This is a genomic window from Streptomyces sp. NPDC001536 (genome assembly GCF_042894505.1).
Classification (GTDB): Bacteria; Actinomycetota; Actinomycetes; order Streptomycetales; family Streptomycetaceae; genus Streptomyces.
This window is the reverse complement of the sequence record NZ_JBIAVQ010000010.1, coordinates 54,902-74,475: the sequence shown is the minus strand read 5'-3', so window position 1 is coordinate 74,475 and position 19,574 is coordinate 54,902. Positions and strand designations below refer to the sequence as shown.

Sequence of the window (19,574 nt, the reverse complement as noted above, 5' to 3'; positions counted from 1 at the left end):
CCGGCCCTCCTCAATGCCGTGACCGGCGACCGCTCCTAGAGACGTCCTGGTTCGCCGTCGGCGAGGAACCGGGTCAGTGACTGCTCCAGCAGCTGGAGGAAATGCCGCAAGTCATCGGCGACCCGGTCGAGTTGAGGTTCGTCCAGCGATGCCGTCCGCGTTCGGTGGACCACCCCGCCGGGGCCGGTGACATAGGACTGGCCGCCACCGTTGGAGCCGAAGACCAAGCCGCCGACGTCCTGGCCCGCGCCGAGGGGCACGGCGCCGTACTCGTGGAGGCACAAAAGGACGTCGGGTACTGGATGGATGAAGTAGCCGCTGCCGACATCGGCCCAGGTGAGGTCGGCGACGCTGACGTAGAAAGTGACCAAGTCGGCGGAGGCGTGGTCCAGTTGGGCCAGCGCGTGCGCCGCGGCCTGGTCGCCGTGGTCGGCCGGCCGGACCTGGTTGGTGCCCGGGGGGAAGCCGTGCCGGTGCTCGAACTCGTCGGTCATGACGGTCAGGGCGCCTGAGACCCCACGCGCCCAGGACTCCAGCCAGGCGGGCGTCAGCGTACGTCCATCCATGGGCCCGGATGATGGCATGCCACGCAGACAACGAGGCACGGCGGGCCCCACGCCCCGCATGCTGTGCGCACACTATGAACAGAATCGAGCGACTCGTGGTGCACCGGCGCCTGCGTTCATAACATCGCAGCGCTCGGCGCGATGGTGCGCCACTGAGGCTCAGGAGCATTGCTGTGAATCGCTCGGGTCGGACCACGTTGCCCCTTCCTCGCCTCTGGTCCCGCGCACGCCGCGGAGTGACGCTGACCGCCGGCATCGCGGGCATGGTCGCCGGGTCGCTCAGCGGCATCAGCCCGGTCCAGGCGGCCGGTGAGCCGCCGCCACCCGCACCGATCTCCTGCCCGGTGAACCTGGCGGAGAAGGCCACCTGTTACACCGGCCAGGACGCCAACGGAGCGTTCTACGCGATCGCTGTGCCCAAGCGGTGGAACGGCTCGCTCGTCGTGCACGCTCACGGCGGCCCCGACCTGGGTGAAGGGTCGGACCCCGAGCGAAGCCTCGGCGACCTCGAACGCTGGTCGGTGATGGTGGACCAGGGCTATGCCTGGGCGGGCTCGTCCTATCGGCGCGGCGGCTACGGAACCCGTATGGCCGCCGCCGACACGGAGAATGTGCGCCGGCTCTTCGTGGATGAGTTCGGCCGTCCCAGGCGGACCTTCGTACACGGACAGTCCTGGGGCGGGAACGTCGCCGCCAAGGTCGTAGAGGCATATGGCAAGCAAGGCTCCTATGACGGTGCTCTGCTCACCAACGGAGTGCTGGGTGGCGGCTCACGCGGATACGACTACCGCGTCGACCTGCGGGTGGTCTATCAGTACTACTGCCAGAACCTGCCGCGCCCCACTGAGCCCCAGTACCCGTTGTGGCAGGGACTGCGTCCCACCTCGACCCTGACCACGACGGGGTTGCGGGCCCGCCTGGAGGAGTGCACGGGATACGCGTCGGCGCCGCAGGATCGCACCGCCGTGCAGCAACGCAACCTTGACGACATCCTCGCGGTCACCCGCATCCCGGAGCGCACGCTGGAATCCCACCTGCGCTTCTCCGTCTTCACCTTCCGCGACATCGTGCACAACCGGCTCGGCGATCGAAATCCGTTCAGCAACGAGGGCGTGCGGTACTCCGGTTCACACGACGACAAGGCATTGAACGAAGGTGTCGAACGTTTCTCCGCCGACCCTGCGGCCCGACGAGACCTGTCCTACGACAGCGATCTCACCGGTCGGGTGTCGATCCCCGTACTCACGCTGCACGCCATCGACGACCCCACCGCCTTCGTCGAGCACGAGGCCGCCTACCGGGCGAGCCTCCAAGGCGCCCACCGGGACAAGAACCTCGTGCAGACCTTCACCACGGAGCACGAACACAGCGAGCTGAGCGACGCCGAGGACGCCAACTCCCTTGCCGCGCTGGCCACCTGGGTACGCACGGGAAAGAGGCCCACCGCGCAGTCCGTCGCCTCCTCGTGCGCCTCCTACGACCGCACCTACGGCACGGGATGCTTCTACGACCCCGACTTCCGCCCTCTGCCGTACGCCTCCCGTGTCGAGCCCCGGCCGGCGGGGCTGTCATGGCCTGCCATGACGGCTCAGCAGGAGAAGCAGTGGAGCCGGATCGACGGTGTCGGGATCGCTCCGTAGAGGTGCGGGACCCGCGGCACGAGGGAGGGCCTGGACCGTCTGGTTCGGGCCCTGCGTGCCGCGGGTCTCCCGTGAGGTGCACCGTTCACCGCGAACGAAGCGGGCAGGCCCGCGCCGGGTTACGCGGTGGTGTCGGTCTGCGCGTCCGTCGACGCCTGCTCCGGGGCAGGCAGTGTCGCGTCGGAGGTGGTGTAGTAGACGGAACTGCCCTGCTTGACGCGCTGGACCGTGCCCTTGGCCACGAGCGCTTCGAGGGTGGTACGCACCACGGTGGGCTTGATTCCGCGGTCGGGGTGGGCTTGGCCCATCGCGTCGGCGATCTCGGCCGTGGAGCGGGGTTCGCTCTGTGCGGCGAGGTGGTCGCGGATCAGGCTGACCAGGGTGGGCTCCGCCGTCTTGGCTTCGGCCTTCGTGGTGGCCGACCTGGAGGCTTTGGGAGTGGCGCCCTTCTTGGACGGGGCAGGCCGCCGGGTGCCGGTCTTTTTGCGGGGAGCCGGCGCGGGGGACTGTTCGGCCTCGGCGGTGGGCGGAGTGAGGCCGAGTGCTTGATGCATGTTCACGAGTACCGCGTGGTCATGCTGAAGGGTAGCCAACTGCTGCTGCAGGGCGGCTATTTCCTGTTGGACGCGCTCCTGCTCCTTGAGGTTGCGCTCAAGGTCGTTGGTTACCTGAGCGGTGTACTGGGACGTCAGTTCCGTGGAGGCGATGGCGTTCTCGGACATGTGGTTGACCTCTCCTTGAACTCTCGGCCCAAATACCTGTGGCACGAGTTCCTGGGCGGACCGCGTACATGGATCGCGGACCATGAACCATGTAGGTGCACAGATGCTTGGTGTGGAGATACTACGTTCGAGCCGAGTGACTTGTTCCGAGTGGTAGCTCACTGGTGGCCGTGACGTCGGTCAGCGGCCTCCGGCACACACTCCCGGCGCGGCGCGCGGCGAGGCGAAATTGGCTCGCCGCGTCGACGGACCGGGTGGCAGGGTGCGGCGCGTGACGCCTCCGTATCAGATTCGCGCCGACTACGACGCTCGCACGATCGTGGTCTATCAGGCGTACTCGCCTGCCATCGCTGACGCGGCACTGCGGGCGGGCCGCTTCGTCGCGCCGTTCTCGTTCCATCGCATGACCTGGATCAAGCCGTCGTTCATGTGGCTGATGCACCGCAGCAACTGGGCCCGCAAGCCCGGCCAGGAACGTGTCTTCGCGGTACGGATCACTCGGGAGGGCTGGGAGGAAGCCCTCTCCCAGGCCGTGCTGACGACCGCCGACCCGGCGGCGGTTGCCCGGGCAGCCGTACATGTCCAGTGGGACCCGGAGCGCTCGCCGCGCGGAGCGGCGCTGAACCACTACAGCATCCAGGTCGGCATCGGCCGCGATCTGATCCGCACGTTCGCCGACGACTGGATCGTCAGTCTCACCGACCTCACCCCCCAGATCCGCAAGGCCTCGACACTGATACAGACCGGCCGTGCCGCCAAGGCTCAGCGGCTGTTTCCCGCGGAGCGCGTCTACCCCCTGCCGCGGACACTGGAGGACGTTGTGTCCCCAGGCAGATGACGCTGCCGGTCCGAGACGCAGCGTCGGAACACCAGACGTGGCGGCCCTCACCGGGCCGCCACCCGCGCCGGCTGCCGGCGCTCGCACCATCTGATCGCGTCACTACCGCCGTTCACGCCCTGGCGGTCTCGTCATCGACCGGATGACGCGCCCGGTCAGACGCGGTCGGCCGCGATCAGTACGTACTGGAAGGAGCCGTCCCGGTACGACTCGATGAACGCCTCCTCGATCCCGGTGACCAGTGAGGACGTCGCCCGCAACTCCCAGTACGGCAGCGTGTCGGGGGTCAGGTCGATCACGGTCTGCGGCACGAGCCGGTTGTCGGCCATGGCTCGCAGGTATTCGCGGCGGGAGTGGATGTTGCACTCGAAGTGGGCGTTGATCTGGGAGACCCACTTCGAGGGCTGGCCGTAGCGGGGATTCCAGCAGCCGGTGATGGTCACGTACCGGCCGCCCACCTTGAGGAAGCGGGAGTGCTCGGCGAACAGGTCGTGCAGGTCGACGTACATGGTCGACTCGTTGTTCCACGAGGCGGTGACGCTGCCCTTCTCGAAGGGGGTGTCGAGCATGTTGCACACCCGGGAGCGCACGTGGTCCTGGATACGCAGCTCCTGTGCTCGCCCGTTGCCGAAGTCGGCCTGAGCGGAGGACAGGGTGACGCCCTCGACCTTGCAGCCGAAGCGCTGGTGGGCCATGACCATGGACCCGCCGCGTCCGCAGCCGGCGTCGACGAGCGTGTCCTCGGGTGTGACGGTACCGAGGTGGTCCAGCAGGAACTCGGCCTGGGCGGACTCGAGCCGGTGCAGCTCGGCGATCAGCTTCTTCTCGTAGGCGCTGTGCTCCGGATCGCCGAGCGCGGAGTGGTCCACGGCGCCGATGCCGTAGTGGTGGTGGTAGAGCCCGTCCACGTCACCGAGGCGCAGGTTCACCGGCCGCGCCTCGTTGTTCCAGTACCGGGCGATGTCCCCTTGGTAGGGGGTCGCGGGGGCCGGGATCGTCGCGGAGAGGGTGGGGGTGATTTCTGTGGTCACAGAGGTGTCCGTTCCTTACCAGAAGGCGGGCAGGCTGTAGCGGTAGGTGTTGGTGCGGTGCCAGTCGTGGTTGCCGTCGACCCATGCGGCCACGCCCTTGAGGAAGCGCACCACGCTGGGCAGGGGGCAGGCCGCGGCGAGGTCGGCCGCCGCCGCCTCGAAGGCGTGCATGAGTTCGTTGTGGACCTCGACCGCCTTGAGATAGCCGTCGCGCTCCGAGAGCTGCTCGCGTTCGGCGATCACCACCGGCAGGTTCAGGTGCCGGCCGGGGCTGGCGAGTTCCTTGGTGTAGGAGTACAGGTCGTTGACGATGGTGGTCGCGTTCCCGGCCAGTGCGATGACCCGCTGCATCTCGGGCCGCGCGTGCAGGTCCGCTGGGAGCTCGTAGCCTCCGATGGTGTCGGTGATGGTGGGGCAGGGGCGGAAGTTGTTGAACTGGCGCATCGCCAGGTACTCCCACACCTCCGGGACGTGGTCGGTCTCGGCCCAGGCGGCCTCGGCCAGATAGCCAAGGTGCAGCCGGGCCATGTCATGGCGGAAGCGGTCGACTTGGGAGGGCGTGGCCGTGCGGACGAAGTAGTCCATCGCGCTGCGGTAGGCGCGCCGTGGCGGGTCCGAGCCGAGCGACTCCTCCCACGCCGGCGCGTACTCCGGGGTGGTGTGGAGGGGGTCGAGCGCGGTGTGGGCCAGGAGAAGGCGTCCGCCGAGGCCGACGGGCGAGCCGCCGTGGTCCTCGCAGTAGCAGTCGTCGACGGCGTTCTCCGCGACCATCAGCCGGGTCGCGATCATCAGGTGATCGATGGTCGGAGCGTCGGGATGGCAGCCGACCATGTACCGCCCGACGGAGAAGCCGTCGAACTGGCCCTCCCACTCCTCGGGATAGAGCTGGACCTCGTCCTCGGCCCAGCGCTTGATCCGGCTACTCACCTCCTCCACACGTGCCGGGTCGGGCTCCGGGACGGGGTGGTGGTACAGGCCGGGCACAGCCTGGCCCTCGGCGGGTGGCGCGGGGGCCGGGAGCACCGGGGCGGGTTCAGGCAGAGCGTGGGCCAGGGACAGTGAGGCCGTGCCCAGGCCGGTCGGCCCGCCCAGGACCCTCTGAAGAACCGGGTCGGCCACACGAGGTGCGGCCGCTTCGGCGGACGCGACCGGTGGGTGCTCAGGAGGGGGCGACGGTGTACTGGTCGGCTGCGCACCGCCCGCCAGGGACAGCGAGGCCGTGCCCAGGCCGGTCGGTCCGCCCAGGACCCGCTGAAGGGCGGGTTCTGCGGCGGGTACGGGAGGCGTGGCCGGCGGGGGAGGGGGCGGGGCGGCGATCGGCGGATGTGCCACCGCCGCGAGGCCGAAAGCCGCCGCCGCGACCGGAAGGTCGGGGATCACCGCCGTGGGGACGTCCGGCACGGGGGTGGTCGTCTGCGACCGCTGCTCAGGGATGGATGGCCCTGAGGGCCCGGGATCGGGCATCGCTGCTCCTTACTGCTGTGGGATGGGCGCTCGTACGGCGGGGACGGGGGACGTCAGTCCAGTCCGCGTGGCATGACCTCAGCCGCGTCCACGGGCGATCTGCACGTTCTCCATCACGCCCAGCGCGTCGGGCAGGAGCACCGCGGCGGAGTAGTACGTGCTGACGAGATAGGAGATGACCGCCTGCTCGTTGATGCCCATGAACCGCGCCGAGAGCCCCGGCTCGACCTCGTCCGGCAGCCCTGTCTGCCACAGGCCGATGACCCCTTGGTTCTTCTCGCCCGTACGCATGGCGATGATGGAACTGGTCTGCTCTTTGCTGATCGGGATCTTGTTGCACGGCAGGATCGGGACGCCGCGCCAGGCCGGGACGGACTGCCCGCCGAGATCGACGTGGTCCGGGTAGAGACCGCAGGCGTTGAAGCCGCGTCCGATCGCGGCGATCGTCCTGGGGTGGGCGAGGAAGAACTTGGTACCGCGGCGGCGACAGAGCAGATCGTCCATGTCGTCCGGGGTCGGCGGGCCGGAGTGCGTCTGGATGCGCTGCTTGAAGTCGGCGTTGTGCAGCAGCCCGAACTCTCGGTTGTTGATGAGCTCGTGCTCCTGGCGCTCGCGCAACGCCTCGATGGTCAGCCGGAGTTGCTCCTCCGTCTGGTTCATCGGGCCGTTGTAGAGGTCGCAGACGCGGGTGTGGATCCTCAGAATGGTCTGCGCGACGGAGAGTTCGTACTCACGTGGCTTGAGCTCGTAGTCGACGAAGGTGCCCGGCAGATCGGCCTCGCCGACATGACCGGCGGACATGGCGATCTCGGCCTCACCGTGCTTGTTCTGCCTTCGCTGAGTGGCGGAGCTGAACTCGCTGATGTGGGCCTGAAGCGGGGGCGCGGAGTCCCGCACGGCGGCGAAGTCGGCACGGGACAGGGTGAGGAGGGTGCCGGAGGTCTCGGCGGTGGCCGTGCAGTCGTAGCGGGCGTCCGCGTCCAGGAGGGCGTTCTCGCCGAAGTGGTCGCCGTCCGCGAGCACCGCGATGGTGATCTCTCCGCCGTACTTGCCCTCAGCGCACTGGCTGACGCGTCCGTGGGCGATCAGATGGATCCGGTCCGCCGGGCTGCCGCGCTCGACGAGGACGTCGCCGGGAGTGAAGTCGCGCTGTGTGCAGCGCTCCGCGAGGGCGGTGAGGACGTCCAGGTCCTCGAAGCCCCGCAGCAAGGCCAGTTCACCGAGCTCGCGGGGGATCACACGGATCGTGGAGCCCTCCTGCACGAACTCGATGCGCCCGTCGCCGACGGTGTGACGCAACCGTCGGTTGACCCGGTAGGCGCCGCCCTTGGTCTCGACCCAGGGGAGCATCCGCAGCAGCCAGCGGGAGGTGATCTCCTGCATCTGCGGGGCGGACTTCGTGGTGGTGGTGAGGTTGCGTGCGGCGGCGGTGCTCAGGGACTGCTGCGGCGCGTGCGCGGCTGGTGCGGCCTGGGTTTCCGGGCTGCTGTCCACGGTCATCGGGGTGGGCTGCTCCTTGCGTGGCCGGGCGGCCGACGCACAGGTGTGCGCCGGTCAATGGACAGGGAGGACTCGGCAATAGGGAGGGAGGACTTCGGTGATCCATCCACCTGCAGGACGGTAAGGGCCAGTTGAGCCGCCTCGCCCGAAGATCCCAGAGGCTTCCTTCGAAGCGGTGACAATCAATCGAATCCGGTTTATCGGACCAATGAGCGACATTGCGCCACCCCCGTCCTACGGCGGCGGACGTGGCCACCTTGACGCCCGGCGAGACCTGCACCAGGTCGAAGTGGCTCGCCGCGAGCCAGACACCTGTCCATGCCGCCGCCACGCTTCCCGCAGCCCGGATAGTCTCGACGGCATGACCGACAACTCCCTGCGCTCCGTCACCGTCGAGCGAACCAGCATCGGCCACTTCACCGCGACGAACGCGCGTGGCGCCACGATCAGCTTTGGTACCGGTTCCGATACTGAGGGGGAGGCCGTCTTCACTCCGGTGGAGCTGCTGCTCGCCGCGATCGGAGGCTGCACGGCGGTGGACGTCGATGTGGCGACGAGCCGTCACGCGGAGCCGGTCAGGTTCTCTGTCGAGGTGACCGGGAACAAGGTCGCCGACGAGCTCGGTAACCGGATGACCGATCTGGCGGTCACGTTCTCCGTCGACTTCGCGGAGGGCGAGGGCGCCGAGCGGGCCCGGACCATTCTTCCCCGGGCCGTGAGCGCATCCCACGACCGGCTGTGCACGGTGAGCCGCACCGTCGAGATCGGCACCCCCGTCAAGGCGACGATCGAAGGCGCCTGACTTCTCACCGGAGCGCGGACCACGGGATGCGCTGCACTGCACATCAGGCACGGGGCGGGACGGGTGCGAGCCGGCCGTGCCGAGTCGGTCCGCCTGGCGCCACCTGACGGCCCACCCGAGTACGAGCTCCGCACGTTCCGGCAGGACAGCGCGGGCGCCCTCTCCTGCCGGCGGTCATGGGGCGGACGGAGCCTCTGCCGCGCCGCGTTGAGACGCTCCGCACGGCAGCCGGAGGGTGAAGTGGGCGCCGTGGGCGCTGGGAGCGAGGGTGAGGGTGCCGTGGTGGGCCGCGGTGATGCGATGGGCGATGGCCAGTCCCAGCCCGGTCCCGCCCAAGCCGTCGGCCCTGCCCGTGCTGCTGCCGCTGCCGCTGTCGCGTGCGCGTGCGTCGTCGAGCCGGGTGAAACGCTCGAAGACCCGTTCGCGGTCCTGCGGTGGGATGCCGGGACCATCGTCCAGGACGTCGATGATCGCCTGTCCGTCCGAGTCGCGGGCCAGTCGCACGGTGACGGTGGAGGAGGCATGGCGTACCGCGTTGTCGAGCAGATTGCCGAGGACGCGGGCGAGCAGAGCGGAGTGGCCGTGGACCGTCACGGGGCCGGGCTCGCACAGCACATCGAAGGTGAGAGGGCGAGTCGTGCGGTGGCGGGCGGCTTCCTCGCGCACCAGATCGGTGAGGTCGACGGCACGCTTCGAGCTTGTCCCGAGTCGATCGGCGTCGAGCCGGGCCAGGAGCAGCAGGTCTTCCGTGAGGTCCTGCAGCCGCATGGTGTCCTGGTGTGCGTCGCGGACCACCTGCGGCCAGGCGGCCGATTCGGGGTCACGGAGAGCGAGTTCGAGTTCGGCGCGCAGACAGGCAAGAGGGGTCCGCAATTCGTGCGAGGCGTCCGCGGTGAACTGGCGCTGGCGCTCAACCGCGCTCTGCAGGCGGTCCAGTGTGGCGTTCATCGTCGCGGCCAGCCTCGTGACCTCGTTCCCGGAGCGGGGAACGGGGACCCGCCTGTCGAGGTGGTGCGCGCTCAGTTCGGCGAAGTCCGAGCGGATCGCCTCCACGGGGCGCAGCACCCGGCCGACCGCCCACCATGTGCTGCCCGCGATCAGCAGCGTCAAGGCTGGCACTCCGCCGATGAGTGACCACATCAGGGTGTTGAGTCGGGTCTGGCCGGCCTCCAGGGAGTAGACCATGACGACGTATCCCTGCAGGTTGACGTAGGCGGTGGCCTGCCGGATCGGCTTCGGGTCCGTGAACGGGTCGGTCCATGGTTCGAGGGACAACGCGCCGCGGCTGGTCAGCTGATCGTGGACAGACGGATGGCCCGGCGTGGACGGCCGCGTGGAGCCCAGGTCGTACAGGTACGTGCAGAAGCTGACCTGCCGGTGGTCCCGGGGCCTGGGGGAGGTGGATCCGCACTCGGGAACGGGTGCGCCGCGGTCGAGGACCCGGCGTTCTCCCTTCACCTCCACGGTGTAGGCGAGTTCTGGCCTCTCACTGCGCTGCTGGGCGTCCTGGAGCAGCGAGGCGCGGGTCGCGACGGCGACGCCGGCGGCGGCCGCGGTCAGGGGAACGACCGCGAGCACGGCCGCCATGAGGGTCAGCCGCATACGCAATGTGGCCGGACGGAACCGGCCCAGGAGCCGTACCGCTCCCAAGGCCGTCATGGCCGGGATCCTTCATCGGCGTCCAGGCGGTAGCCCGTGCCGCGTACGGTGCGGATGGTGCGCCGCTGGAACGGGGTGTCGATCTTGCGGCGCAGGGCGCTGATGTAGACCTCGACGATGTTCACGTCGCCGTCGAAGCGGTCGTCCCACACATGCTCCAGCACTTCGGACTTGGTCACGGTCCCCCCGTCATGGCGGGCGAGGTATTCCAGTACGGCGAACTCACGTGCTGTCAGGGCCAGTTCGGTGTCGCTGCGGCGACAGCGGCGGGTGGCAGGGTCGATTTCGAGGTCTCCGATGCGCATGACGGCGGGCCGCTGAGGGCGGCCGCGCCGGATCAGGGCGCGTAGCCGGGCGGCGAGTGCGACGAAGGAGAAGGGTTTGGTGACGTAGTCGTCGGCTCCGATGTCCAGACCCTCGGCCTGGTCGTACTCGCCGTCCTTGGCGGTGAGCATGAGCACCGGGTTCCAGACCCCGGCCTCCCGCAGGCGTGCGCACAACCGGTAGCCGTTGAGGCCCGGCAGCATCACATCGAGCACGAGCGCGTCGTAGTCGTTGTCCAGGGCCATCTCCAGGCCGTGCGGGCCCTCGTACGCGACATCGACGGCGTACCCCTCGGCCACCAGCCCGCGGCGCAGCAGCTCCGCCAGACGCTGGTCGTCCTCAACCACCAGTATCCGCATGGCACCAGCATGACCGGTCGGCCCTGTGGGGAAGCTGAAGGCTCTTCAGGAACCTTCAGCTTCCCCACAGTCCTGTCATGCCACTGTCTTCCCAGAGCCCGCTGACCCGGGGGATCGACGATCGCGGGCCGGGGAGGGAAGCAGGGGTCCGGAAGCCCGGCATCGGGGGCGCCGAAGGGTTTCCGGACCCCCGGTCCGCCGCTGTTCGAGCACGTACGTCCCCTACGAATGGCCCGTACGCATCACCCGAGTCCGCGGCCGCCGGGTCACCCTCGAAAGGCCGCTCCCACTGGACCTGTCTCGGGAGCGGGACCCGCAACTGACCACCCCGTGTAAAGGCGTTGACCGGCGCGGGAGTGGAGGGCCTGACCCTGGAGGCCGTGCAGACCGCGCGGCAACCACATCTGCTCGACATGGGCTACAACGGCGTCGTCCTGCAATGCGCCTACGACTGCTGGGTGGACGACGTGACGGTCCGCCACGTCGACAACGGCTTCGGACTCGTGGCCGCCTCCGCGTGCACCGTGCACCGTGCACCCCCCCCCAGGGTCGAGGGCCGCGGCGTTTGGTACACGTCTCGGGTTGCCCTGACATGTGTCAGGAGTTGAGCACGCGCCGTCTGACTAGCCTCTGTCGACGTCGCTCTTCACAGGTCCACATCGCTGCCATGTGACGTGTGCCGCCCTGTGTGACTCCCGGGCCCGCGACGACCGCTTCCTGACCATCCCAAGGGGGAATCACTCATGATCCATTCCGTGAAGGCCGCTGCCGCGGCCATGGCCTCCACCGTCATCGCCTCCGCCGGCCTCGTCGTCGGCACGGCGGGCGCCGCCCATGCGACCGGTCATGGCGCGGGCTACTACGGAGTCTGGGCCTCCGGCGTCAACGTCCGTTCCGGCGGCGGGGAGCAGTGCTATCTGTACCCGTCGGCCGCCAACTGCCCGACGGTGGAGACCACGGTGAGCAGCCCGGCCCAGGTGTGGGTGTACTGCCAGCAGGAGGGTGCGCAGAGCGTCGGCGGCAACCCGTACTGGGTGTGGGTCCTCACCCCGAGCGGCCACCGCGGCTACATGGCCAGCTACTACACCGACAACGCCACCAACTGGATCGACGGCGTCGAGGACTGCTGACGCGGCGTCAAAGGACACGACCAGTCAGAGACAAACCTCTTTCCGGGCCGGTGCGCGCACCGGCCCGGGCAGTCCTCCCAGGCGCGCGTGAAAGGACCCAGCGTGGCCGACCAGATGGTCATCGAGGCACAGAAGTTCATCAACTCCTACAACGTCGCCGGAATCCCGAAGGTCGAGGAGAACGGCCGCACCGGCTGGCCCGTCATGTTCGCGCTGACCCGGGCGCTCCAGCACGAGCTGGGCATCACCGCCCTGTCCGACAGCTTCGGCCCGACGACGCTCGCGACCCTCCAGTCCCGCCATCCCGTCATCAACGCGGGCACCCGGCACGAGAAGATCCTCAAGATCGTGCAGTCCGCGCTGTACTGCAAGGGCTACGACGGCGGTGGCATCGACGGCACCTACAACGACTCCGTCGCGGCCTCTGTCCGTGAGCTGAAGCAGAACATGGGCGTCGACGGAGCCTTCGCGGACGGTGTGGCGCCGAAGGTGTTCAAGGCGCTGCTCACCATGGACGCCTACGTCGTCATCGAGGGCGGCAGCGAGCTGACCCGCGCGGTACAGCAGTGGATGAACGGCCGCTATGTCGGCCGCCGCAACTTCTTCATCGTGCCGTGCGACGGTCACTTCTCACGGGACGTGCAGAAGGCACTCATGTTCGCGATCCAGTACGAGATCGGCATGAGCGACGACGTCGCGAACGGTGTCTTCGGCCCAGGCACCCAGCAGGGCATCAGGAACAACCCCCTCTCGGAGGGCTCGTCCGGGACCTGGGTGAGTCTCTTCTCCGCCGCCATGATCTTCAACAAGCGCATCGGGGCGGTCTTCAGCAGTCAGTTCGACGCCGACCTGGCCACACGTGTGCGCAGCTTCCAGAGTTTCGCGAAACTCCCTGTCACCGGCCGAGGCGACTTCCAGACCTGGGCCTCGCTGCTGGTGTCCACCGGTGACGCCACCCGCAAGGGCACGGCGGCCGACTGCGTCACCGAGGTCACCGACGCGCGCGCGGCGGCGCTTCGGGACGCGGGATACCAGATCGTGGGCCGCTACCTGTCCAACGTCCCCAACACCACCCTCGACAAGAAGATCAAGCCCGGTGAGCTGGGCCGGATGGCCGCCTACGGACTGAGCTGCTTCCCGATCTACCAGACCTGGGGCGGGGAGGCGGCCTACTTCCGCCGCGAGCAGGGGGTGGCCGACGCCTTCGCCGCCATCGAGCGGGCCAAGCACTACGGCTTCAGACCCGGCACACGTATCTACTTCGCCGTCGACTTCGACGCGCTCGACTACGAGGTCACCGACAACATCCTCCCGCACTTCCGTGCGATCCGGGACGTCATGAACGAGCACGGCCAGGGGTACCTGACCGGAATCTACGGACCCCGCAACGTGTGCAGCCGCGTCGCCGCCGCGGGATACACCTCGGCCAGTTTCGTCTGCGACATGTCCACCGGCTTCTCCGGCAATCTCGGCTATCCGCTGCCCGAGGACTGGGCCTTCGACCAGATCTCCACCGTCTCGGTGGGAGCGGGCGCCGGCCTCATCGAGATCGACAACAACATCGTGTCCGGCCGCGACTCGGGCCAGAACACCTACAACCCCGAGCAGACGACCGCGGACCTGGACGTCAGTATGGACATGTCCCGACGCAACGCCCTGCTCGCGGACGTCCAGTCGTACCTCCTCAACACCATGGGTGTGCCGGAGGAGGGCGGAAGCCAGGGCGCCCAGGCCCTCACGTATCGGTCCACCACGCAGGCGTTCGACATCCTGATGAGCTTCGACGGGCTGGTCACCCGGCTCGCGCGCACCTTCAGAATGCGCAAAGCCATCATCCAGAGCCCGCTGCTGTGGGAGATACGGATGTACAACACCCTGGACGTCGTCGGTGACGAGGCGGTCATCGACCACTACGACGGGACCGGACTGAGCACGAAGAACGACTCCAGCACCGGTCTCGCACAGATCTTCGCCGCCACCGCGATCCGCGGCCGCAACCACTGCATCCTGGCCGGCCTGATCGGCGGCTCCCTCATGGGCCCCGCCGACGAGAACGACCTGTGGAACGTCTGGCAGCGACTGCACAACGACCACGAGTACAACATCAGCACGGTGCCCACGGTCCTGATCCAGGGGGCCAACGAGATCCACGTTCCCCGACCGTCCATGGTCACCGACGACGAGGACACCCGCCTCACGCTGGCCCGCTACAACGGCACCGAGGGCCGGGCTCAGGACTACGGCACCGCCATGCTCGGCCTTCACCGGGTGTTCGAGAAGTACAACGCGCCCCTGCGCGGCCTGTGACACACCGATCGCCATCCATCGCACCCCTCGACTCTCGGACAGGACCGCTATGCCCCTCTCATCCCCGCACCTGCCGCGCCGTGGCGTACTGCGCACCGGCCTCGGCCTGACCGCGGCGGCGGGCCTCGCGACACTCGCGACCCCGTCTGCGGCGTCCGCGTCCACGCGAGCCGCCGAGGACACCCCGCCCACACACCCCACCAGCGCCAACGGCTGGCCGATGGAACCGCAGGCCGACACCACGGGAACCATCTGGACCCGTCAGGTGCCCGGCAGTTCGGTCTCCGTGGCCCTGCGCCTCGGCGAGGCGGCCACCGTGCTCGTCCATGTCATCCGCCGCTACCACTACGAGATCGACACGCTCGTAGACGGTGAGGTGATCGGTTTCCGCCCGGCGAACGGCAAGCTGAAGGGCTACGCGACCAACCACGCCTCCGGGACCGCGGTCGCGATCCGCCCGACCTGGTACCCGAAGGGCACCAAGGACGGCCTCTTCCCCCACCAACTGGCCACTCTCCGCGACATCCTCAAGGAATGCCAGGAAGTGGTGGCCTGGGGTGGAGACTTCCGCCACCCGAACGAGTCCCACTTCCAGATCGACGTACCCCCCTCGGACGCGCGCCTGAAGCGGCTCGCAGCCAGGATCCGCGGCTGGGAGGACACACCCGGGCAGGGAGCGGGGACGCTCACCCTGGGCGCCTGACCACGCCATCTGGCCTTCGTCCGGGCCCGGCCCGCGGTCAGTCACATGCAGGTTCCCGCGTGGGGCGATGTGAAGCGGGACTGGCGGGCGGAGAGCCTGGGGTGGTTCGACGAGAGTGACCGTCTCGTCGGCGCGGGATTGGTACTGGTGCGGCCGTTGCCGAAGCTGAAGCGGTACCTCGCCTACCTGAAGGAGCAAGGGCGTTCTCGGTGAAGATGGGGCCGCCCGTCGTGGCCGGGCGCTGGAAGCCGAGGCAGTCGAGGCGGCGATCGCCGACCCCCGGGCGGGGCGACTGGCGGCAGAGTGAACCCGGAGACGAGGACGGCTTCGCCGCCGGCCAGCCGCGCTACGTCTTCCAAGTGCCCTTCGCCGGGCGGTCGTTGGCGGAGATCGAGCGGGGCCTGAACCAGCAGCGGCGCCGCAACATCAAGAAGGCGGAGAAGGATGGCATCAAGGTCGTCCGGGGCGGATACGAGGATCTGCCCGCCTTCTACGAGATCTACCGGGAGACCGCCGAGCGGGACAGGTTCATCCCCCGCAGCGCATGTGGACCGCGCTGACAGCCGAGGACCGCGACCGCATGCGCCTCTACCTCGCCCAGCACGAGGGGGAAGTGCTCGCCGCCGCCACGATGCTGACCGGCGGCGAGCACGTCTGAGCGACGCCCACGCGCTCGGGGCGGGTGTCTACAACTTCCGCGGCATCACCGACACGCTGGAGGAGAGCAACCACCTGCTGGGGCTGTTGAGATCCAAGGTCCTGCACAAGGCCCTGGACCCCTACATGTCCCGCCGCTGAGCATGGGGCCACGGCCGGCCGGAACCCGGGTTCCGGCCGACCGCCGGATCAGCACAGGCAGGGGTTCGTCTCCGTGCCGAGCCCCAGGACGTCCTCGTCCCGCAGCGCACCGGCGTAGGCCTGCACCTCGTCCACGTCGCCGTGCAGGTACTCGCCCCAGCCGTCACCCACCTTGCCGCGTCCGATCTGGAGCGCGCCGGAGCTGTGCCAGCCGTCGGGCAGGCTGGCGGTGGCGGTGGCGTTGGTGTAGCCGTCGGCGTACAGCTTGATGGTGTCGGTGGCGTCGTCGTAGACCACGGCCAGTCGCTGACCTTGTCCCTCGCCGCCGTCGGCACCCGTGATCTGGGAGACCACCTTCTCCGGCGCACCGGCCTCGTCCCGTTCGGGCATCACCAGCTGCCAGCTGTGGGTGGGCGGGTCGTAGCGCACCTTGAACGCGTCGGTGTGCTCCCCGGCCTGGGAGAGGACGGTCATCGGGTGAGCGGGGTCGGAGTCAGAAAGGCGTACGACGACACCGATGGTGAAGCTGTCACCGGTGTCCACGACGGGCCCTTCGGCGGTGGCGTATCCGCTCTCCCCGTCCAGAGTCAGATGCCCGTCACCGACCAGCGGCGGCGGCACGTAGGTGCAGTCCGGGTCGAGCTCGGGGATACAGGAGTCGTTCGAGGCGCGGTAGATCGAGGCGCCACCGGCGAGTTGAAGCGGTGTGCCGCCCGACTGCTCGGGACTGGCGCCGTCGGTATCGCTCGACAGGGACCAGTGGCCGAGCAGACTCGGCTTGCGCCAGGCCAGTTCGGCCACTTCCTTCGGCACGACGACGCGGTCATGGACCTGTACGTCGCCGACGTCACCGTGCCACCGGTCGCGGTAACCGGTGGTGCCGCGCGCACGCCCTATCTGGAAGGCGCCGGCGGCTTCGGCGGGAGTCGCCGCCACCGCGTCTCCCACCTCGTGGCCGTTGACGTACAGATGGGCCTTTCCGGTCTCGGCGTCGTACAGCCCCAGCAGATGTGCCCACTCCCCGGTCTCGGGGGCGCCGCCGGACACTCGCGCTCCTCCGATGGCGAACGACCAGAGCGCGCCGGAGTCCTGGGCGCGCAGTCCGAGGGTGAACCCGGGCCGTCCGTCCGCGTCCTGGCTGGCGACGGTCATGGTGCGGCCGGTCTCGGCGGGCCGGGCCCAGGCGCTGACGGCGAAGGTGTCGCGGATGTCGGTGGCCGGGGCGTCCGGGGTGAGGAAGCCGTGGCCGGAGCCGTCGAGGGCGACGGTGGCGGTGGCCGCGGTGCCGGTGGGGGCCGGGCCGCCGAAGGTGGCGCCGACGCCGGCGCGGGCGGGGGTGCCGCTCTCGGCGGCCGCCGAACGGGACCCCGCCGGGTCGTCCAGCTTCCAGCGGGTGACAGCGGCTCGGCCGGACTTCACGTTGAAGTCGTAGCGGGCCTCTGCGCTGCTGCGGCCGGACCGGTCGATGGCGCGGACCGTCAGGTTCTTGGGACCGGAGGTGAGTGGCAGGTAGGGGATGGTCACGGCCGCGCCGGGCTGCTCGGCGGTGACAGTGCCGTAGGGGCCGCCGGGGAAGCCGTAGGTGTACGACACCACGTCGTCGGAGGGGGAGTCGACGGTGAAGTGGCCGTAGACGCCGACACCGTCCACCCAGAACACCTCGTCCGGGGTGGGGTACTCGGGAGAGCTGATCGTCGGCTTCTCGGGGCTCGTGTCGTCGTAGACGAAGGAGCAGGCCGAGCCGTCGCCCTCGTCGCTCCAGGGGGAGGTGGCGTGGCCGTCGTTCGCGCGGACGCGCCAGGAGACGGCGGTGTTCGCGGGAAGGTCGCTCGGCATCGTCCAGTACTGGCGCGATCCCGAGGACAGGGTGATCGTGGTGTAGGAACGGCGTTGCACCGTCCCGTCGGCATCCGTCCACCAGGCTTCGAACTCGCCCGAGACCGGGCTGGACTCACTGGGCTGGTTGTCCTCTTCCGGGTCGTACAGGACGGCGCTCAACCGAGGCGGAGCCGATACGTACACCGTGTCGTCACCCGTCGCGCAGGGCTTGCCGCCCGACTGGAGGTCCTCGACGAGCGGTTGGTTCGGCGGCAGGTTGTCCACGGCGTGCGCCGTGCCGGTGAGGCCCGCCAGCAGCGCTGCCGCGCACGCCGCCACCACCGTCCCTCTGTGTCTGCCGGTCTTCCTGGACAGCTTCAACTGGCCCTCCCCTGTGAGCGATTGATGCCCGTGGATCACACGAGCTCACAGAAGCTAACAGGCGCCACTGACAGCGCCGTAAGGGTTTTCCACAGCGCGGTGCGGACACACCCGCCTGATCCGTCGAGGGGCTCGGCCACGTCGGGGGAATTCGGTTGCGGCGGGATGAGGCGCCCGGTGAGGTGGCTTCGTGGACATTGCCGCGGAACAGGCCCGGCGGGCGAGCACAGGACGAAACCCCGGGCTCGCGACACAACCAGCCCCGTGGCACGGGCCGGCGGTGCTCGGTGGCCTGATGCTGGCCGCGTTCACCTTCAATACGGCGGAGAACCTGCCCGTCGGCCTTCTGGAGCTCATCTCCGAAAGCCTGCGGGTGTCCGTGCTGGCGGTCGGATTCCTGGTCACGGGATACGGCGTGACAGTGGCCGTGGCATCGGTGCCACTCGCCCACGCCCTGCGGGCCGTCCCACGACGGCATGTGCTCATGGGGGTCCTGGCCGCCCTGGTCCTGTCCAGCCTGATCGCCGCACTGACGACCTCCTACTGGCTGCTCCTCGCGGCGCGGCTGCTCACCGCGCTCGCTCAGGCACTGTTCTGGGCTGTGATGGGACCGGTCGCGGTAGGCCTGTTCGCGCCCAAGGTCCGTGGCCGTGTCCTGGCGGCTCTGTCCGTCGCCGGCTCGCTCGCGCTCGTACTCGGTGTTCCCGCCGGGACCTGGCTGGGCCGACAGACCCGTTGGCAAGCGCCCATCGCCCTACTGGCGGTCCTGGGACTCATCTCGCTCGTGACGATCGCCGGTCTGTTGCGGACCTCGAGTCCGGAAGAAGAGCCCGCCGCCTACGGGACTCGGCCCGATGCCCGCCGGTTCAGGTTCGTGCTGGCGGCCGGGACCCTGTCCGCCACCGGAGCGTTCGCGGGATACACCTACCTCGTGAAGTTCCTGGGTGATGTGAGCGGGTTCGGGCCGGGTGCGGTCGGCGGCCTGCTCGCGGTTTTCGGCGTCGCCTGTCTGGCCGGGGTGAGCCTGACCGGGGTGCTGCTGGACCGCTTCCCGCAGTCCGCGGTGACCACGGCTGTGGCCGTGCAGGGAGTGGGCATGCTCGGCCTGTACGCAGTCGGCGCCCACCAGGTGACAGCGGTGGTCTTTCTGGTGCTGATGGGCGGTGCGCTCGGGCCGGTCTTCATGACCACCCAGCACGCCATGCTGCGGTGCGCACCGGGCCGTACCGACATCGCACTCGCCGCGAACTCCGGTGCCTACAACGCCGGCATCGCGGCGGGGGCCGCGCTCGGCGGACTGATCCTGTCGCTCGCCGATGTGCGTGCCGCCTTCCTGGCGGGCGGGCTGCTGACGGTCGCGGCCTGCACGGTCCTGCTCGTCGGGGGCCGCTGCGTCACCGGCCGGAAGCGGCCCGATGAGCCGTACTGAGATCAGTGGGGTACGGCGATGCTCCGCCCTGGCAGACCCGACCGCACGTCCGAGCGGCTTCCCGGCGGGTTGCCTGCGGACCGCCCTCCAGGAAGTGGCTGAT

The 19,574-nt window shown here is 69.1% G+C and carries 15 protein-coding genes and 2 pseudogenes; 9 read left to right on the top strand and 8 right to left on the bottom strand.

Annotation, left to right across the window (positions count from 1 at the left end; all coding sequences use genetic code 11):
* Positions 1-35: 35 nt before the first annotated feature.
* Positions 36-566 (bottom strand): SMI1/KNR4 family protein, encoded by a 531-nt coding sequence (locus tag ACFY0U_RS26370; protein ID WP_388639772.1) that lies wholly within the window; start codon positions 564-566, stop codon positions 36-38.
* 263 nt (positions 567-829) lie between these two features.
* Between ACFY0U_RS26370 and ACFY0U_RS26365 the strand changes: the two genes are divergently transcribed.
* The gene (locus ACFY0U_RS26365; protein ID WP_388640310.1) at positions 830-2,206 is read left to right on the top strand and encodes a hypothetical protein; all 1,377 of its coding nucleotides are present in this window, start codon (positions 830-832) and stop codon (positions 2,204-2,206) included.
* Between the two features lie 119 nt (positions 2,207-2,325).
* Here the strand turns inward: ACFY0U_RS26365 and ACFY0U_RS26360 are convergent, their stop codons facing one another.
* Positions 2,326-2,928 carry a hypothetical protein gene (locus ACFY0U_RS26360; protein ID WP_388639771.1) on the bottom strand — a complete coding sequence of 201 codons (603 nt, stop codon included), beginning with the start codon at positions 2,926-2,928 and terminating at the stop codon, positions 2,326-2,328.
* 271 nt (positions 2,929-3,199) lie between these two features.
* On the opposite strand from ACFY0U_RS26360, the gene ACFY0U_RS26355 reads away from it, so the two are divergent.
* Entirely contained in the window at positions 3,200-3,766 is a 567-nt protein-coding gene (locus tag ACFY0U_RS26355) for a DUF4291 domain-containing protein (RefSeq protein ID WP_388639770.1), read from the top strand.
* A 155-nt stretch (positions 3,767-3,921) separates the two neighbouring features.
* On the opposite strand, the gene ACFY0U_RS26350 is transcribed toward ACFY0U_RS26355, so the two are convergent.
* The 3 genes from ACFY0U_RS26350 to ACFY0U_RS26340 form a co-directional block, all read right to left on the bottom strand.
* Positions 3,922-4,797, bottom strand: a complete 876-nt coding sequence (locus ACFY0U_RS26350) for a geranyl diphosphate 2-C-methyltransferase (protein ID WP_388639768.1) — start codon at positions 4,795-4,797, stop codon at positions 3,922-3,924.
* Positions 4,798-4,812: 15 nt separating this feature from the next.
* A complete protein-coding gene (locus ACFY0U_RS26345) occupies positions 4,813-6,261 on the bottom strand; it encodes a family 2 encapsulin nanocompartment cargo protein terpene cyclase (RefSeq protein WP_388639766.1) in 1,449 nt (482 codons plus the stop codon).
* Between the two features lie 78 nt (positions 6,262-6,339).
* Positions 6,340-7,761 (bottom strand): family 2B encapsulin nanocompartment shell protein, encoded by a 1,422-nt coding sequence (locus ACFY0U_RS26340; RefSeq protein ID WP_388639764.1) that lies wholly within the window; start codon positions 7,759-7,761, stop codon positions 6,340-6,342.
* 361 nt (positions 7,762-8,122) lie between these two features.
* Between ACFY0U_RS26340 and ACFY0U_RS26335 the strand changes: the two genes are divergently transcribed.
* A complete protein-coding gene (locus ACFY0U_RS26335) occupies positions 8,123-8,563 on the top strand; it encodes an OsmC family protein (RefSeq protein ID WP_388639762.1) in 441 nt (146 codons plus the stop codon).
* Positions 8,564-8,737: 174 nt separating this feature from the next.
* Here ACFY0U_RS26335 and ACFY0U_RS26330 read toward each other — a convergent pair whose 3' ends face one another.
* Together ACFY0U_RS26330 and ACFY0U_RS26325 are read right to left on the bottom strand one after the other, a co-directional pair.
* Positions 8,738-10,222, bottom strand: coding sequence for a sensor histidine kinase (locus ACFY0U_RS26330; RefSeq protein ID WP_388639760.1), 1,485 nt, complete (start codon positions 10,220-10,222; stop codon positions 8,738-8,740).
* Positions 10,219-10,905 carry a response regulator transcription factor gene (locus ACFY0U_RS26325; RefSeq protein WP_388639758.1) on the bottom strand — a complete coding sequence of 229 codons (687 nt, stop codon included), beginning with the start codon at positions 10,903-10,905 and terminating at the stop codon, positions 10,219-10,221. Before ACFY0U_RS26325 ends, ACFY0U_RS26330 begins: the two co-directional genes overlap by 4 nt.
* A 208-nt stretch (positions 10,906-11,113) precedes the next feature.
* On the opposite strand from ACFY0U_RS26325, the pseudogene ACFY0U_RS26320 reads away from it, so the two are divergent.
* The 5 genes and pseudogenes from ACFY0U_RS26320 to ACFY0U_RS26300 form a co-directional block, all read left to right on the top strand.
* A pseudogene (locus ACFY0U_RS26320) lies at positions 11,114-11,468 on the top strand (hypothetical protein); the annotation flags it as partial.
* A gap of 180 nt (positions 11,469-11,648) precedes the next feature.
* Positions 11,649-12,035, top strand: coding sequence for a hypothetical protein (locus ACFY0U_RS26315; RefSeq protein WP_388639756.1), 387 nt, complete (start codon positions 11,649-11,651; stop codon positions 12,033-12,035).
* A gap of 102 nt (positions 12,036-12,137) precedes the next feature.
* Entirely contained in the window at positions 12,138-14,342 is a 2,205-nt protein-coding gene (locus ACFY0U_RS26310; RefSeq protein WP_388639754.1) for a glycoside hydrolase domain-containing protein, read from the top strand.
* A 49-nt stretch (positions 14,343-14,391) separates the two neighbouring features.
* The gene (locus ACFY0U_RS26305; RefSeq protein ID WP_388639752.1) at positions 14,392-15,045 is read left to right on the top strand and encodes a hypothetical protein; all 654 of its coding nucleotides are present in this window, start codon (positions 14,392-14,394) and stop codon (positions 15,043-15,045) included.
* Positions 15,046-15,054: 9 nt separating this feature from the next.
* Positions 15,055-15,843, top strand: a pseudogene (locus tag ACFY0U_RS26300) (lipid II:glycine glycyltransferase FemX).
* A 48-nt stretch (positions 15,844-15,891) separates the two neighbouring features.
* Here the strand turns inward: ACFY0U_RS26300 and ACFY0U_RS26295 are convergent.
* Positions 15,892-18,003 (bottom strand): LamG-like jellyroll fold domain-containing protein, encoded by a 2,112-nt coding sequence (locus ACFY0U_RS26295; protein ID WP_388640308.1) that lies wholly within the window; start codon positions 18,001-18,003, stop codon positions 15,892-15,894.
* 334 nt (positions 18,004-18,337) lie between these two features.
* On the opposite strand from ACFY0U_RS26295, the gene ACFY0U_RS26290 reads away from it, so the two are divergent.
* A complete protein-coding gene (locus ACFY0U_RS26290) occupies positions 18,338-19,471 on the top strand; it encodes an MFS transporter (protein WP_388640306.1) in 1,134 nt (377 codons plus the stop codon).
* The last annotated feature ends 103 nt before the right edge of the window (positions 19,472-19,574 follow it).